The sequence below is a fragment of the Janthinobacterium kumbetense genome (assembly GCF_023703445.1).
Classification (GTDB): domain Bacteria; phylum Pseudomonadota; class Gammaproteobacteria; order Burkholderiales; family Burkholderiaceae_D; genus Janthinobacterium; species Janthinobacterium kumbetense.
Map to the genome: position 1 here is coordinate 233,221 of NZ_JAMQGR010000002.1, position 15,603 is coordinate 248,823.

Annotated in this window: 9 protein-coding genes and 1 pseudogene; 3 read left to right on the forward strand and 7 right to left on the reverse strand. The window is 63.9% G+C overall.

Features of this window, described 5'->3' with window-relative positions; all coding sequences use genetic code 11:
- Positions 1–30: 30 nt before the first annotated feature.
- The 3 genes from mutY to NCG91_RS08455 are packed head-to-tail and all read left to right on the forward strand — an operon-like array spanning position 31 to position 3,607.
- Complete coding sequence (mutY, locus tag NCG91_RS08445) at positions 31–1,194, forward strand: A/G-specific adenine glycosylase (protein WP_251349376.1); 1,164 nt, start codon at positions 31–33, stop codon at positions 1,192–1,194.
- The gene (locus tag NCG91_RS08450; RefSeq protein ID WP_251349377.1) at positions 1,194–2,987 is read left to right on the forward strand and encodes a sensor histidine kinase; all 1,794 of its coding nucleotides are present in this window, start codon (positions 1,194–1,196) and stop codon (positions 2,985–2,987) included. Before mutY ends, NCG91_RS08450 begins: the two co-directional genes overlap by 1 nt.
- On the forward strand, positions 2,984–3,607 hold the full coding sequence (locus NCG91_RS08455; protein WP_251349378.1) for a response regulator transcription factor: 624 nt from the start codon (positions 2,984–2,986) through the stop codon (positions 3,605–3,607). Before NCG91_RS08450 ends, NCG91_RS08455 begins: the two co-directional genes overlap by 4 nt.
- Before the next feature lie 122 nt (positions 3,608–3,729).
- Here the strand turns inward: NCG91_RS08455 and NCG91_RS08460 are convergent, their stop codons facing one another.
- The 7 genes and pseudogenes from NCG91_RS08460 to NCG91_RS08490 form a co-directional block, all read right to left on the reverse strand.
- Positions 3,730–6,951, reverse strand: coding sequence for a molybdopterin dinucleotide binding domain-containing protein (locus NCG91_RS08460; RefSeq protein ID WP_251349379.1), 3,222 nt, complete (start codon positions 6,949–6,951; stop codon positions 3,730–3,732).
- A gap of 10 nt (positions 6,952–6,961) precedes the next feature.
- Positions 6,962–8,074 carry an NrfD/PsrC family molybdoenzyme membrane anchor subunit gene (gene nrfD, locus NCG91_RS08465; protein ID WP_251349380.1) on the reverse strand — a complete coding sequence of 371 codons (1,113 nt, stop codon included), beginning with the start codon at positions 8,072–8,074 and terminating at the stop codon, positions 6,962–6,964.
- A 3-nt stretch (positions 8,075–8,077) separates the two neighbouring features.
- On the reverse strand, positions 8,078–8,788 hold the full coding sequence (gene dsrO / locus NCG91_RS08470; RefSeq protein WP_099665722.1) for a sulfate reduction electron transfer complex DsrMKJOP subunit DsrO: 711 nt from the start codon (positions 8,786–8,788) through the stop codon (positions 8,078–8,080).
- A gap of 242 nt (positions 8,789–9,030) precedes the next feature.
- A complete protein-coding gene (locus tag NCG91_RS08475; protein ID WP_435526475.1) occupies positions 9,031–10,209 on the reverse strand; it encodes a deoxyguanosinetriphosphate triphosphohydrolase in 1,179 nt (392 codons plus the stop codon).
- Positions 10,169–11,788, reverse strand: a complete 1,620-nt coding sequence (gene aroKB / locus NCG91_RS08480; RefSeq protein WP_251349708.1) for a bifunctional shikimate kinase/3-dehydroquinate synthase AroKB — start codon at positions 11,786–11,788, stop codon at positions 10,169–10,171. The genes NCG91_RS08475 and aroKB overlap by 41 nt, the downstream gene beginning before the upstream one ends.
- Before the next feature lie 102 nt (positions 11,789–11,890).
- A complete protein-coding gene (locus tag NCG91_RS08485) occupies positions 11,891–14,101 on the reverse strand; it encodes an Ig-like domain-containing protein (RefSeq protein WP_251349382.1) in 2,211 nt (736 codons plus the stop codon).
- Positions 14,102–14,213: 112 nt separating this feature from the next.
- Positions 14,214–15,539 (reverse strand): annotated as a pseudogene (locus NCG91_RS08490) (type IV pilus secretin PilQ); the annotation flags it as partial.
- Positions 15,540–15,603: the final 64 nt, after the last annotated feature.

Genomic DNA, 15,603 nt, shown 5'->3' on the forward strand with positions numbered 1-15,603 from the left:
ACAACACGCCACAAGATACTGGAACCCTGCATGAAACGTCTGCTGCATCCGCTCTCGCCCGCCACGGGCGTGGCCCCCATTGAAGATTATATCGACCCGACTTTTTCCGCCACCGTCATCGCCTGGCAAAAGCAGCATGGCCGCCATGCGCTGCCATGGCAAAACACGCGCGACGCCTACCTGATCTGGCTGTCCGAAATCATGCTGCAGCAAACGCAGGTCACTGCCGTGCTGAGCTACTACGCGCGCTTCCTCGAACGCTTCCCCACCCTGCGCGATTTGGCCAGCGCGCCGGTGGAAGACGTGATGGCGCAGTGGAGCGGCCTAGGTTACTACACGCGGGCGCGCAACCTGCACAAGTGCGCGCAGCGCGTGGTGGCCGAATACGACGGCGTCTTCCCCAGCGACCCGGCCTTGCTGGCCGACCTGCCCGGCATCGGCCGCTCGACGGCGGCCGCCATCTCCGCTTTTTCCAGCGGCACACGCGCAGCCATCATGGACGGCAACGTCAAACGCGTCTTCGCGCGCACCTTCGGCATCGATGCCTATCCCGGCGAAAAACGGGTCGAGGAAGCCATGTGGCGCCGTGCCGAAGCGCTGCTGCCAGAGACCGGTATCGAAGCCTACACGCAGGGCCTGATGGACTTCGGCGCCACCCTGTGCACGCGCAGCAGCCCCGATTGCGGCCGCTGCCCGCTGCAGCCGCGCTGCGTGGCCTACGCTACGGGCCGCACCAAGGATCTGCCGGTGCGCAAACCGAAGAAAACCAGCCCCGAAAAACACGCCGTCATGCTGGTCATCATCGACGATGGCCAGGTGCTGCTGGAACAGCGTCCCGGTTCCGGCATCTGGGGCGGCTTGCTGTCGCTGCCGGAACTCGATGGCCACGTGCTGGCCGGCGAGGACTGTCCGCGCGACATCGATCAGGAGCTGCTGGCGCACGCCGTGGCGCCGTTTGGCGCAATCGAAACGCAGGAACGACTGCTGCCCATCGTGCACGTGTTTACCCACTACAAACTGCACATCGTTCCCTGCCGCATCACCCTGGCGCGCCGCCTGGCGCTGGCCGGGGAAGCGACGCACGTCTGGTACGACGGTGCAAAAATTGCGGACGCGCCGCTGCCCGCGCCCATCAAGAAACTGCTGCTGGACCTGTTCGGCGATGCGCGTTCGGCGCAGCGCAGCATGTTCTAGTGCGGCATTTTGTACTGCTCGCGCTGGCGGCGCTGTGTCTGCACGGCGCCCACGCGGCGAACGACCTGCCCGAGGTAAGAATTGGCGTACTGGCCTACAAGGGCGGCGACGCCGTGCAGCAGGACTGGTCGTACGTGACGCGCCACCTGCAAGCGAGCATTCCCGGCATCCGTTTCATCCTGGCCGACTACGACCAGGCGGGCCTGACGCGCGCCGTGCAGTCGCAATCGATCGCCTTTGCCATCACCAGCAGCGGCCATTACGTGGCGCTCGAGCACAGCGATGGCGCCAGCCGCATCGCCACCCTGGAATCGCCATGGACGGAGTCGCCGCGCCAGGCCATCGGCTCGGCCATCGTCGTGCGCAGCGCGTCGCCACTGCATGACCTGGCCGACCTGGCTGGCAAGAACGTGATGGCCGTGGCGCCCGACGCCTTTGGCGGCTACCAGATCGCCGCGCGCGAACTGCGCGAAGCGGGCATCGATCCCGCGCATGATTTTGCCAGCCTGCGCTATAGCGGTTTTCCGTCGCAGCAGATCATCGACGCCGTGCGTGCGGGGCGCATGGATGCGGGCATCGTGCGCACCTGCCTGCTCGAACAGATGGTCGCGCGCGGGGAAGTGCGCGCCGAGGAACTGCGCGTGATCACCACGCGCCCGATTCCCGGTTTTCGCTGCGCCAGCTCGTCGCGGCTGTATCCGGACTGGCCCTTCGTGGCCCTGCGCCAGACGCCGCCCGCGCTGGCGAAAAAAGTGGCGCAAGCCCTGCTGGCCATGCCCCGCACGGAGGAAGGCTACAGCTGGACGGTACCCAGCGATTACCAGATCGTCGATGAACTGTTCCGCGACCTGCGCATCGGTCCCTACGCCTACCTGGACAAGCTGACGTTCGAAACGGCGCTGCGCCGCTACTGGGGCTGGATGCTGCTGGTGCTGGCCCTGCTGGTGGCCTGGGCCGTGCACACGGTGCGCGTGGAATACCTGGTCAGCCGGCGCACGGAGCAACTACGCGCCGCCCAGCACCAGCAGCGCGCGCTGGAAGAGCAGGCGCGCCAGCGCCAGGCCACGCTAGACCACACGGCGCGCCTGGCGATTCTGGGCGAAATGGCCAGCGCCATCGCGCATGAATTGAACCAGCCGCTGGCCGCCATCGGCAATTTCGCGCGCGGCATGGCGCGCCGCATCACAGCGGGTCGGCTCGATGCGGCGCCCCTGCTCGACGGCGCGCAGGAAATCGCCACGCAAAGCGAACGCGCGGGCGCCATCATCCGTCACATTCGCGCGATGGCGCAAAAGCGTCCCGCGCACAGCACCGCCTTCGCCCTGGCCGACGCCGTGGAGCAAGCCGTGGCCCTGTTCCGCGCAGCCCATCCGCAAGCCAATATCAGCTGGCGCCACGAGGCGGTCAGCGCGGCACCGCGCGTGCTGGCCGACCCGCAGCAAGTGCAGCAGGTGCTGCTCAATTTACTAAAAAATGCGCTCGATGCGCAGCTGGAAAACGGCAATCCGCAGCACCCCATCGGCGTGCTGCTGCACCGCGAAAACGGCGCCTGCACGGTGGCCGTGCGCGACGCCGGCTGCGGCCTGGAAGCGGCGCAGATGGCGCGCCTGTTCGAACCCTTCTTTACCACCAAGGCCGAAGGCCTGGGCCTGGGCATGTCGCTCAGCAAAAGCATCATCGAATCGTTCGGCGGCAGCCTGTCGGCGCACGCCAACGCCGATGCACCGGGCTTGACGGTCTGGTTCCGCCTGCCCGAAGATACTGGCCTGGGAGCCAACAAGGAAACACCATGAATGAAAGCGATGCGATCATCTTTGTCGTCGACGACGACGCCGCCATGCGCCGCTCGCTGGCCTATCTGTTCGATTCGGCCGGCTGGAAAGTCGAGACGTTCGAGTCGGCACGCGACTTCCTGCAGCGCTACGCTGGCCATGTGCCGGGCTGCCTGCTGCTCGACGTGCGCATGCCTTTGATGAGCGGACTGGAACTGCAACAGGAGTTGAACAACAGGACCGGCCACGCCATCTCCCTGCCCGTGATTTTCCTCAGCGGTCACGGCGACCTGGCCATGGCCGTGCAGACGATGAAGGCGGGCGCCTGCGATTTTTTGGAAAAGCCGTGCAAGGACCAGGTATTACTGGACGCCGTCAGCCGGGCCGTGGCCCGCAGCGTGGAAGAAAGCCGCAACGCCGCCAGCGCGAATACGGCGCAATCGGCGCTGGCCAGGCTCACCGCGCGCGAGCGCGAAGTGGCGTTGCTGATGGCCGAAGGCAAAGCCTCGAAAGTCATCGCCCGCGAGCTGGGCATCAGCGACAAGACAGTGCAGGTGCACCGCCATAACACGATGGAAAAACTGGGCCTGCATTCAGCAGCCGAGGTAGCCCGGCTGCTAATGGCCAGCGGCGAAATCTAGAACACCCAACCCAACCTACTGCGCGTCGTGATTTGCGGCCTGCGATGCTCACTGTGCATTCGCACAGCTACGCTTCTCGACCGCACCTCCCTTCCGCTCGCTACGGTTTTGTTGAGCGTTCGTTAAGCCCGCACGATGCGCGCCGGCAGCCCCTGCCGCACCGACGTGCCCGAGACGGGATCAACAAACACGTTCTTGTCGCCGCGGCTCGGGTCCGTCAATCCCAGGTCATTCAGGTTGATGCCGGCGCCGATGGCCGGTTCATCTGGCTGGCGCAGCTTGCCGATACGGTGGGCGCGCGCACCGTGCTCCTTGTGGCCGAAACCGTGTTCGACGGCGATCACGCCCCGCTGCACGCCATGGCGCAGCATCACCGTGGCCCTGGCCCTGCCTCCCGGCGTTTCCAGGTAAATGGCATCGCCATTTTCCAGCTTCAAGCGCGCCGCATCGTCGGGATGCACGGCGACCGGGTTGTCCGGATGGATGCCGCGCAAGCGCCGCGCACCGATGCTGTAGGAGTTCTGCAGCGCCGATTTAAAGCTGATCAACTCGAACGGCCACTCGCTGGCCGGATAGGTCTTGCGCACGGGCGTACCGTCGGCAAACGCCGCCACTCGCCACGCGGGCGTGCCGGGGAATCGCTTGCCGCTCAAGCTGTTCTTGCTCACGCCCAGGCCTTCGTTGTACAGCATCATCGGTTTCAGATAGCGGTGCGTGGACCAGTCCTGCGGATACGGCGTCTCGTCGATCACGGGTGCAGGCGCTGCCGGCGCCTTGGGATTCGCCGGTGGCGGCAGGCGCAGGCCGAACATTTCGCCATAGCTCTGGTAGCGCCCTCCCCGCGCCAGCATGAAGGCCACCTTGCGCCACTCTTCCGGCTTCAAGGTGCGCTCCAGTTCGGGGCGGATGCGGCCCACGCCGGACAAATCGATATCGTCGTCGCTGGCCTCCGGCACGGCCGTCTTGCCCTGCCAGGCGATGTTGGCGCCGCCGCGCAGATACCAGTCTTCCGCGCGCTGCAGGGGGAAGCGCTGGCCATCCATGTCCTGCAAGGCCTCCGGACCGAAACCGGGCAAGTCCATCGTTTTCGCCAGCGCGATGAAGAACGATTCCATGCAGATGGTCTGGCCGTCCGGCGTCTTTTGCACGCGCGGTTCGACCACGGGCCAGCGCGCCGTGCTCATTTTGACGGGCATGCCGCCCCAGGCGCCAGCCCAGCCCCAGCTTTCGTACAGCAAGGTGTCGGGCAACAGGTAGTCGGCAAACGCCGAGCTTTCATTGATGAAGGGGTCGATGGCGACGATCAGGGGAATCTTCTTCGGATCGGCCAGCTCTTTGCCGATCTGCGCGCGCAAGCCCGTGATGCCGTAGACGGGATTGCAGCTCCACAGAATCAGCGCCTTCAGGGTGTACGGGTAGCCGTTCATGGCGCTGGTCAGCCACTCGGTGGCCAGCGCGGGCGCATTCGGATACCACGGTGCCTTCGCCGGATACGCCTTGCCCGCTTCTTTCTTCAGCTTGAATTCCGAGGTTTTTTCATACGGCACATTGCGCCCAATGGGCATGCCGGCCGCCTTGATCTCGCCGTCGAAACTCTCGAGGTTATAGCGCGGACCGGGTCCCGCATCCTTGAAGCTGCCGCCGTTGACCAGGGTGCCGCCCTTGCGATTCAGGTTACCGATCAGGGTATTGAGCATGACCAGCGCATACGCGTTATAGAATCCCGCACCCGACATCATGCCGCCGTGCGCATTGACGGCGGCGCGCTTGCCATGGCTGGTGAGTTCCTGCGCCAGCCCTTCGATGATGTCGCGTGAAATGCCGCAGGCCGCCGCGTATTCATCCATGCTGTGGCGCTGCGCTTCCTCGTTGAGCATCGTCATGGCCGTCTTCAGGTGCAGTGGTGCACCCACCACGTCCAGCGGGCCGTCGAAGAACAGGCGCGCCTCAGCCTTGGCGGCATTGTGTGGCACGATCGCTTGCGTGGCGGAGTCGATCACGCAAAAGGCGTCGCCATCCTTGTAGCGCTCTTCTTCCGACAACTCCACCGCGCCCATATCCGACGCGCGCAGGTAGCGGCCATCGCGCGGATGGCCCTTCTCGTTGATGATCAAATGCGTGGCATTACACCAGGCTGCTTCGCCCGCCGCTTCCGCCACCTTCAGGTTCGGCTGCACGAGGAAGTTGCGGTCATAGCGTTCATGCTCGATGATCCAGCGGATCATGCCCATGGCCAGCGCGCCATCCGTGCCCGGCTTGATCGGCACCCAGCGGCTGCGGTCGCCCGCGGCCAGGCTGTCCGCGTTCGTCAGCACGGGGTCGACGACGACGTAGCTGAATTCGCGCTTGCCCGACCTTGCTTTCGCGATCAGGGTGCCCTGGCGCTTGAACGGGTTGCCCGCATTGCCCGGCGCCGTGCCAACGAATATACAAAATTCCGTATTTTCCAGGTCCACTTTCGCGTGCGGCATCTTCTTCATGTCGCCGAACATGGCACCCGAGCCGCTGCGGTAGGCGCCGCCGCAATACGAACCGTGGTTGACCAGGTTCAAACTGCCGTATGACTGCTTGAAAAAGCGCGTGCCGAACGCCAGACGGCCATCGTCGGTACTGCACATCAGGCCCACCTGGTTCACTTGCGGGCCCAGTTCCGGCTGCGTCGGATCGATCGGCTTTTCCAGCTCGCGCAAGGCGCGCAGCCCCTGCACGTGGCCTTCGCCAAACAGGTCGCCGCCTTCCGTCACTTCCTTCACCAACTGGTCGAAGGCGATCGGTTCCCACTGGCCGCCGCCGCGCGGTCCCACGCGCTTCATGGGCGCCAGCACGCGGAACGGCGACTCCATCTGTTCCAGCACGCCGTTGCCGCGGCCGCAAGCCGTCGAACGGCCCTTCAGCCCCTTTTCCTGGAAGCGCGACAGCGACACAAAGCTGTCGCGGATCGAGGTTTGATACGGCAGCGCCGGGTCGGCCGACAGGGGGCTGTAGGGATTGCCCGCCACGCGCAGCACCTTGCCGCTTTTTTTATCCAGGCGCACGCGCACGCCGCAAAACGTGGTGCAGCCCATGCACATGGTGTAGCTCACTTGCTGGTCGGGATTGACCGTCAGCTTGCCCGTGGCCGTATCGACGGAAAACTCGGGCGGCAGGGAATTGCCATGCAGTTTCTGCATGGGTTTATCCTTGCCCAGCGCATGGTCGACCATGCGGCCGGCCGTGGTGGAAAAGCTGGCGGCAAACGCGGCCAGGCCGCCGCCGATGGCGCCGTAGCGCAACAGCTTGCGGCGTTTTTCGTTTTCGTCGTCAGGGACGTCGTTGTGTGCGTTGTGGTGTATTTGATCGTTCATTTTTGACTCCTCAGTGCGTGGCCATGACGGGACGGCTGCGACCAGCGACGACGCGTCCCGCCCATGGCAAAAATTCCAGCATCAGCAACAGCAGCGCGATCCACAGGCCGGCCGTGCCAATAATGCCCAGCAAGCCATCGTTCCCCATCGGCAGGTGGTAGTCGTACAGGCCTGCGCCCGTCTTCGGAATCGTCTGGCCGCCGATAAAAATCGTCCAGCGCATCATCCAGGCGCTATGCAGCGCGATCAGGCCATTGGCCAGGCCACTCGTGGCCGGACGCCAGATGGCCAGCGCCATCGGCACGATGGCCGACAGCACGGCCCATACGGCCGTGAACTGCCATTGCGGCATGCCCGCCACCTGCGTAAAGGCCATGCTGTGGCTGGCGCTTACGCCGGAAAGACTGACGAACAGCCAGCCGCCGCCCAGTGCCAGCACCAGCGCCAGCGACAGGGCCAGCGCGCGGTTCAGCGATACTTCCAGCGCCTTGTCGCGGCCCGGCAGGAAGCGGTTGAACAGCAGCGCCAGGCCCACGGCCCCAACAAAGGCCGTGGCGGCAAATTGCGCCGGCAGGAAAGGCGTGAACCACAGGGGACGGGCACGCACCACCATCACTTCCATGCCCGTGTACAGGCCCACGACGAAGGCGGCCAACAAGGTGAAGGCAGCGGCGACGCGAATGGCCCGCAAGGATGTGGCGCCGCCGCACCCCAGCAAACGGTAGGCGAAGGCCAGGCGATCCTGGCCCTGTCCCCGTGTGGCGAAGTCCACGCGCAGCGCCAGCCACGCGTACAGCATCAAACAGCCCAGATACAGGGGGATGAAGAACGAGCCCCACGACATCCACGACTGCGGCTGGAAGTAAATATAGAAATGGTAGAAGCGGCCCGGCCCGTGCAAATCGGCCAGCAGCGCCACGGGCGCCGTCATGCCGCAGACGAGGGATGCCAGCAGCGCGATGCGTCCCAGGCGTTCATACGCCTTGCGGCCAAAGACGAAGTACGGCAGCGTCAGCATGAAACTGCCATAACTGAGGCCGATGAGGAAAAAATACTGCACCGCCCACGGCAGCCATGCCGCTTCGCGCGTGACGTTGAGAATTTCGGTGATGTGGCTGTCCATGGTTTATTTCCCGTGTTTGCTCGGTTGCCAAAGAGTCGCTTCGCCCTCGACGTGGCCGGCGAAGCGCGTGTCCAGTCCCAGGTAAAACACGTGGGGCTGGGTGCCCTGCTCGGGTTTCAGCACCTTCACCTTGTTCTCGGTCAGCAGCTGGTGCACCACGCTGTCCGGGTCATTCAGGTCGCCGAAGATACGCGCGCCGCCCACGCAGGTTTCCACGCAGGCAGGCAGCAAGCCTTCATCGACCCGGTGCGCGCAGAACGTGCATTTGTCGGCCTTGCCCGTTTCGTGGTTGATGAAGCGCGCGTCATACGGGCAGGCTTGCACGCAGTAGGCGCAGCCCACGCAGCGGTCGCCATCGACGACGACGACGCCATCCTTGCGCTGGAACGTGGCGCCGACGGGACAGACGGGAATGCAGGGGGGATTGGCGCAGTGGTTGCACAGGCGCGGCAGCATGTAGGTGCCGCAGCGGTTCTCCTCCTTGACTTCATAGGTCGAGACGACGGTGCGGAAGCTGTTTTCCGGCACGGCGTTTTCCATGATGCAGGAGACCGTGCAAGCCTGGCAGCCGATGCATTTCTGCACATCGACCACCATCGCCCAACGCTGGCCGCCTTCGCCCTTGGTGGCCGCCTTGCTGGGAAGCGGCGCGATGGCCGCCCCGATGGTTACGGCTGGCAAGGCGCGCAAGAAACTGCGGCGCGATTCAATCATGGCACTCTCCTTGACTATGGGCGGCAAACCCTTGTTGACTTGCTGCCATGATAGAAAAGAAGGCGCTACGGGGGTATTGGGATGATAGTGCGGGAGCCTAGATGATCATGCCGATTGACAGGAGCGAAAATGCGGAGTAGGTCGGATTAGCGGGGCCGCCGAGGCGCGCAAGCGCGTAATCCGACAACCTTGTTGGCAGGGATGGTGGTGGTGTCGGGTTACGCCGTTCCGGCTAACCCGACCTACAACTCATCCAGAGAATACAGCCTGCGGTGCTCGCGGATCGCGTAGCGGTCCGTCATGCCGGCGATGTAGTCGGCGATCTTGCGCGCCTGCTGCGTGACGTCGCCATCCCTGAGTTGATAGTCGGGCGGCAGCAGGGCCGGTTCGGCCATGAAGCTGTCGTACAGTTCGCGCACGATGCGGCTCGCCTTCACGCGCATGCGGTTGACCTGGTAGTGGCGGTACAGGTTCGCGCGCAGGAACCGCTTGAGCTCCGTCGCATCCTTGCGCATGGCGTCCGAAAAACGGATCAGCGGGGGACTGGCGCGCACTTCGCTGACGTCGCGCGGAGCGGCGTCCGCAATCAGGGAAGTCGACGTGACGATCAGATCGTCGGCCAGGGCCGTGATCAGGCGGCGCAGGGTTTCGTAGATGGCGCGCCGGCCCGACAGGCCGGGAAACGCCTGCTGCACGTCGCGCCACAGGCGGCCGAAGAATTCCACCTCTTCCAGCTGGGCGATGGTAATCAGGCCGGAGCGCAGGCCGTCGTCGATATCGTGGCTGTTGTAGGCGATTTCATCGGCCAGGTTGGTCAGCTGCGCTTCCAGGGTCGGTTGCGTGCGATCGATGAAGCGCTGGGCCACGGGGCCCAGTTCGCGCGCATGCGCCAGCGAGCAATGTTTCAGGATGCCTTCTCGCGTCTCGAACATCAGGTTCAAGCCATCGAAGGCGCCGTAGTGCTCTTCCAACGTGTCGACCACGCGCAGGCTTTGCAGGTTGTGCTCGAAGCCGCCGTGCGCCTGCATGCACTCATTGAGCACGTCCTGGCCCACGTGGCCGAACGGCGTGTGGCCCAGGTCATGCGCGAGCGCGATGGCTTCCACCAGGTCTTCGTTCAGGCGCAGGTTGCGCGCGATGGAGCGGCCCACCTGCGCCACTTCCAGGCTGTGCGTCAGGCGGGTGCGGAACAAATCTCCCTCGTGATTGAGGAACACCTGGGTCTTGTACTCGAGGCGGCGGAAGGCAGAGGAATGGATGATGCGGTCGCGGTCGCGCTGGAACTGGCTGCGCGAGGCGTGCGGCGCCTCGGCAAAGCGACGTCCCTGCCCCTGTGCCGAATGGGCTGCGTACGGGGCGAGGAAGTCTTCGGGCAGCATGTTATTGCACTCCGGCGGCCAGGGTGGCCAGCACCAGTTCATGCGGTGCGGACGTGATGTTCGGGCTGCCCAAGGGTTTCAACAGGATGAACTTGATGGCGCCGCCCTCGTTCTTCTTGTCCACCTCCATCAGTTCCAGCCAGCGCTCGACACCGAGGTCCGGCGCCTTCACCGGCAGGCCGGCGGCGGCGACCAGCGCGCGCACGCGCTCCACGGCCGCCTGGTCGATATAGCCCATGCGGCACGACAGGTCGGCCGCCATCACCATGCCGCAGCCGACGGCTTCGCCGTGCAGCCAGTGGCCGTAACCCAGGCCCGCCTCGATGGCGTGGCCGAAGGTGTGGCCGAAATTCAGAATGGCGCGCAAGCCGCCTTCGCGCTCGTCCTGGCGCACCACGTCGGCCTTGATCTCGCACGAGCGGGCGATGGCATAGGCCAGAGCGCCCTTGTCGCGCGCCATCAGCTTGGCCATGTTCGCCTCGATCCAGTCGAAAAACGCCGCATCGATGATGGCGCCATGCTTGATCACTTCGGCCAGGCCGGCCGACAGCTCGCGCGCCGGCAGGGTTTCCAGGGTCGAGGTGTCGGCGATCACGGCGCGCGGCTGGTAGAAGGCGCCGATCATGTTCTTGCCCAGCGGGTGGTTGATGCCCGTCTTGCCGCCGACGGAGGAATCGACCTGCGCCAGCAGGGTGGTGGGCACCTGCACGAAGCCGATGCCGCGCATGTAGCTGGCGGCCGCATAGCCGGTCAGGTCGCCGATCACGCCGCCGCCCAGCGCCACCAGGGTGGTCTTGCGGTCGCACTTGTTGGCCAGCAGCGCGTCGAAGATCTGCATCAGGCTGGCCCAGTTTTTATATTCTTCGCCGTCCGGCAGGACGATGCTGATCACCTCGCGGCCATCGCTGGCCAGCGCCGCCTGCAGGCGGCCCAGGTACAGGGGGGCGACGGTGGTATTGGTGACGATGGCCACCTTGTGGCCGCTGATATGGCGCAGCAGCGCGTCGGCGTCGGCCAGCAGGCCGGGACCGATGGCGATCGGATAACTGCGCTCGTCGAGGTCTACGCTCAACAACATTTTGGATTGCTCGTTCATCGAAGGCTCTGCATGAATGACGCAATTGGGCGAAGCCTCGCATTCGAGGCTGGCCAGCTGCATCAGGATGGTCTGAACCATCGATTGTACGTTAGGACGGCCCGTGTCGATCACAATGTCGGCCACTTCCATGTAATGGGGCTCGCGCTGGGACGTCAATTCTTCCAGCTTGCGGCGCGGGTCGGCCGTCTGCAGCAGCGGGCGGTTCTTGTCATGGCTGGTGCGCGCGAGGATGTTGCTGACGCTGGCGCGCAGGTACACGACCGTGCCCCGCTCCTTCAGATAGGCGCGGCTGTCGGCGTTGAGGATGGCCCCGCCGCCTGTGGCCATGACGATGCCTTCCTGGGCGCTCAGGTCACGGATGACCTCGGCCTCGCGCCGGCGAAAGCTGGCCTCGCCCTCGATTTCAAAGATCCACGGGATGGTCGCTCCCGTGCGTGCCTCGATTTCGTGGTCGGAATCGACAAAGCGCAAGCCCAGCTTGCGGGCCAAAATGCGCCCGATCGTGGTTTTGCCTGCGCCCATGAGGCCGACAAGAAAGATATTACTGTTGGAAATTTCGGACACTTTTTATATCAATCAGAAAATAAGCAGGCACCGCCTCTACGGCGCCCGTTTCCCCTTACGTCAAGGACAGGAGAATGTCAGTCTAAACGGGTAACTGGTGGCGTTACCCAGCGGCGTCGTCACTGTTACATTAAACGTGCTGACCACATTCGCTACACAATTTGTCGGCGTCAGGCTGTTAATTGTAACGGCATGCCGGCCTCCCTGGTTACCTTGAATGTTGCCTCCGGTACGGTCATCCACGCCAAGCGTGTTGTGCGGATAGATATTTTGTATGCTGTCCGGAGTGATGGATCCAACGCCATTGATCATATTCGTGATCGCGACCGTGGTCCCGGAAGGCATGGGGTTTTGATGCAAATCGCTGAATCTCAAGCTGAATTGACGCACTGCAGCGGCTGAAACGCTCCCAAGATCATAGGTGCTGCGATCCAGGCCGACCTGGGCCGACTGATCGAACAGCGTGACATTTTCGGGACGGCTGCCGCTCAGGAAGATGGCGATCTTCGCGAACAACGTCTTGCTGCCGTCCGAAGTGCTGGCGCAGACGGTGGCAAGACCGGGCCACAGGCTGTCGGCCGTGCCGCCATTGCTGGCATCATTGCAGGGCGTGACAGGTGGATTGGTGGCCACACGCGGGTTCTGGCTGCGGAAGTCGACCGAGCAGCCGCCGTTCATGGTAGTGCAGCCGCCCATGCTGGACGAGCCGATGGCGCCCAAATTGCTCTGAAATGCCACCGGCGTGCCGTCAGGAACAGGGTTGCCCGCTTGGTCTGCCAGCAAGATAGTGACGGTCGTGGCAGGGGTGCCTACGGGGCTGTCATACGACCAGCCTTCCACGCTGGACTTGACGGAGCTGAGCGAAAACGCCGTTTGCACAGGCAAACCCGTCGTTACCAGGATGGAATCGGACAAGGTGGAAATGCCAGAGGCCAGGCTGGCCTTGACGCGGAAGGTGGTCGGGGTGGTGCCGGAACTCACGGTGGTGATGACGTCACCATTGGCATCCGTGGTGTCTTTCACTTTATTGAGCGTCATGCCAGGGCCGTTCAACAACGAAAACGTCACTTCCTGGCCGACCAGCGGTTTGTTGAAAGTATCGAATACGCGGAAAGTGAGCGTAGCCATTTCCGTGCGCGCTATGCCGCCCTGCCCTTGAATCACGATCGATTTGCCTACCGGACTGACGCTGGAAAATTGTACCGATGCCGGCGCGACGCGGCCGATCGGCAGCGTCGCGTGATACATGGAAGCGCTGCCCGCCACTGTGGCATTGACCATATCGTAGTCATTGCAACCCAGGTCACGGAAAACAGCTGTGGCCTTGCCATTGACTACCGGCACGCCGCTGGTCACGCTAGCCTTGCCGGCCTGCACGCAAGTCGAACTGAAATTTACCGTCTGGCCTGAGCCGGTGTACAGGCCGGTGCCAGCCATGACATCAACCGTGACGTTGGTGGTGCCATAGGCCGGGATGCTGGCGGGCGAAAACCGCAGGTTCTCCGCACTCAGGTCGGTGGCACCCAGTACATAATTGATCTGGCTGCTGGCAACGACACCATTGACCGTCGTGGTCGCCCGCAACGTGGCGGCGCCGCTGGCCGACAGACTGAAAGGACGCAGCGTTACGCTGGCCGTACCTGTCGCATCGGTCAGTGCCGTCCCTACCGATGGTGACATCACTGCCATGGTATTGTCAGTCGAGAATGCCACCAACACGTCGCTGATCGGTTTTCCGTTCAAATCGGTCACCAACGCCTTGGCCGTCAGCGGCGCGGCGCTCGACAGCGCGTTACTGGCGCTGCCGCCGTTAAGCAGCGATAGCGTCATTTTGGCGCCCGATGCCTGGGCCGCCTTGATGTCATAGCTGGCCTCGCCGCTTACCGTGGCGGTGCCTGCCGCGACAGTGGCCGTCAGCTTGCCGGCACCGGTGACCGTCGCATTCAAGGCCGAGACGGTGATGCTGGCATAGCCCTTGGCGTCGGTCAGCGCCGTGCCGTTGGTTGACGACAACGATACCAGCGTGGCATCGGCTGAAAACGTGACCACGGCATTGCTGACAGGAACGCCATTTTTATCGTTGACGAGCGCCTTGGCCGTCAGCGGCGTCGTGCTGCTCAATGCATTGCTCGGCTGGCCAGCGGCGTTCAACAGGCTTACCGTGACCGTCGCGGCCACGCCGCCCGTCGTGCCGCCACTGCTGCCGCCATCGATGGTCGGATCACCGCCACCGCCGCCACAGGCGGCCAGCAAGGCGCCCAGCGCCAGCAAGACCAGCCAATTCGATACCCGACTCCAATAAGTGTTGCTCCAAGATACATTCCGCATAGTCGCCATCAGTCCGCTTTCGTTTGCATTGTTACTTAAACGTAAAGATGTGACATTAACGTGTTGCTGGCCGATCTGCCACTATTTTCGGCGTAATAAACACCATCAGTTCGGTTTTTTCTTGACTGCGGCCCGTGCTGCGGAAAAAAACACCAAGTACGGGGATGTCGCCCAGCAGCGGCACCTTGCTGTCCGTGCCCCGCTCGGATTGCTGATAAATGCCGCCCAGTACCACCGTGCCGCCATCTTCCACCATCACTTGCGTGCGCACGTGCTTGGTGTCGATGGCGAAGCCGGAGCGGGTTTCCTGGCCCACGCTATCCTTGTTGACATCCACTTCCAGCACCACGTTGCCGTCCGGCGTGATCTGCGGCGTCACTTCCAGGCGCAGATTCGCCTTGCGGAAGGTGATCGACGTGGCGCCGCTGCTGGTGGCCACCTGGTACGGCAGCTCGATGCCCTGTTCGATCAGCGCCAGCACCTTGTCGGCCGTCACCACGCGGGGGCTGGAAATGATCTTGCCCCTGCCGTCCGCTTCCAGCGCGGACAATTCCAGGTTCAGAAAACGGTTGGCGGCCGCCGAAAACAGGCTCAGGGCGAAACTGGCCGGCTGCAAGCCATTGATGCTGGCGGCCGGCAAGTTGACAAATTGCGTGTTCGGCACGAAGGCGCCGGCGCCGGCCACCGTTTGCCCCGTCGCCTCGCCCACGCCCTGGTAACTGCCGCCGATGGCCGCGCGGCGCCCGCTGCCGCCCAGGGAAAATCCGGGCACCTGGCCCGCCGCCAGGCGCTGGTCCGTAAAACCCAGGCGCGCGCCCAGGTTGCGGCTGAAACTGTCATTCGCCTCGACGATGCGCGCCTCGATCATCACCTGCCGCGTGGCAATATCTGTCTTGGCGATCAGCTGACGGATCTGTTCCAGGCGCGCCGGCACGTCGGTGACGAACAATTGATTCGTGCGCGGCTCGATCAGCACGCTGCCACGGCGCGACAGCAGGCGGCTGCGCCCTTCTCCCGCGTCCAGGGCGAACACCGTGCGGAACGCTTCGGCCTTCTGGTAATTGAGCTGGAAGATGGCTGACTGCAAGGGTTCCAGTTCGGCGATCTGCGCGCGCGTTTCGAGCTCCAGCTTTTCGCGCGCCAGCATTTCCTCGCGCGGCGCGATCCACAGCACGTTGCCATTGCGCCGCATGTCCAGTCCTTTCGCCTGCAGCAGCACGTCAAGCGCCTGGTCCCACGGCAAGTCGCGCAGGCGCAAGGTCACGTTGCCCGCCACGCTGTCGCTGGCGACGATATTTTGCCCCGACGCATCGGCCAGGATGTGCAGGGCCGCGCGCACGCCCACGTTCTGGAAGTCGACGGAGATTTTCTCGCCGGCATACAAACGCGGCGCCGACACGTGCACCACGGCTTCCTGGGCAAGGCTGCTGACGTGCAGACACAGC

Bases quoted from the DNA above. Each gene is read 5' to 3' on its own strand.
- NCG91_RS08475 (WP_435526475.1), bottom strand. From the start codon at position 10,209: ATGAACTGGTGCTGGCCACCCTGGCCGCCGGAGTGCAATAACATGCTG.
- NCG91_RS08455 (WP_251349378.1), top strand. From the start codon at position 2,984: ATGAATGAAAGCGATGCGATCATCTTTGTCGTCGACGACGACGCCGCC.
- NCG91_RS08460 (WP_251349379.1), bottom strand. From the start codon at position 6,951: ATGAACGATCAAATACACCACAACGCACACAACGACGTCCCTGACGAC.
- nrfD (WP_251349380.1), bottom strand. From the start codon at position 8,074: ATGGACAGCCACATCACCGAAATTCTCAACGTCACGCGCGAAGCGGCA.
- aroKB (WP_251349708.1), bottom strand. From the start codon at position 11,788: ATGGGCGCAGGCAAAACCACGATCGGGCGCATTTTGGCCCGCAAGCTG.
- mutY (WP_251349376.1), top strand. From the start codon at position 31: ATGAAACGTCTGCTGCATCCGCTCTCGCCCGCCACGGGCGTGGCCCCC.
- dsrO (WP_099665722.1), bottom strand. From the start codon at position 8,788: ATGATTGAATCGCGCCGCAGTTTCTTGCGCGCCTTGCCAGCCGTAACC.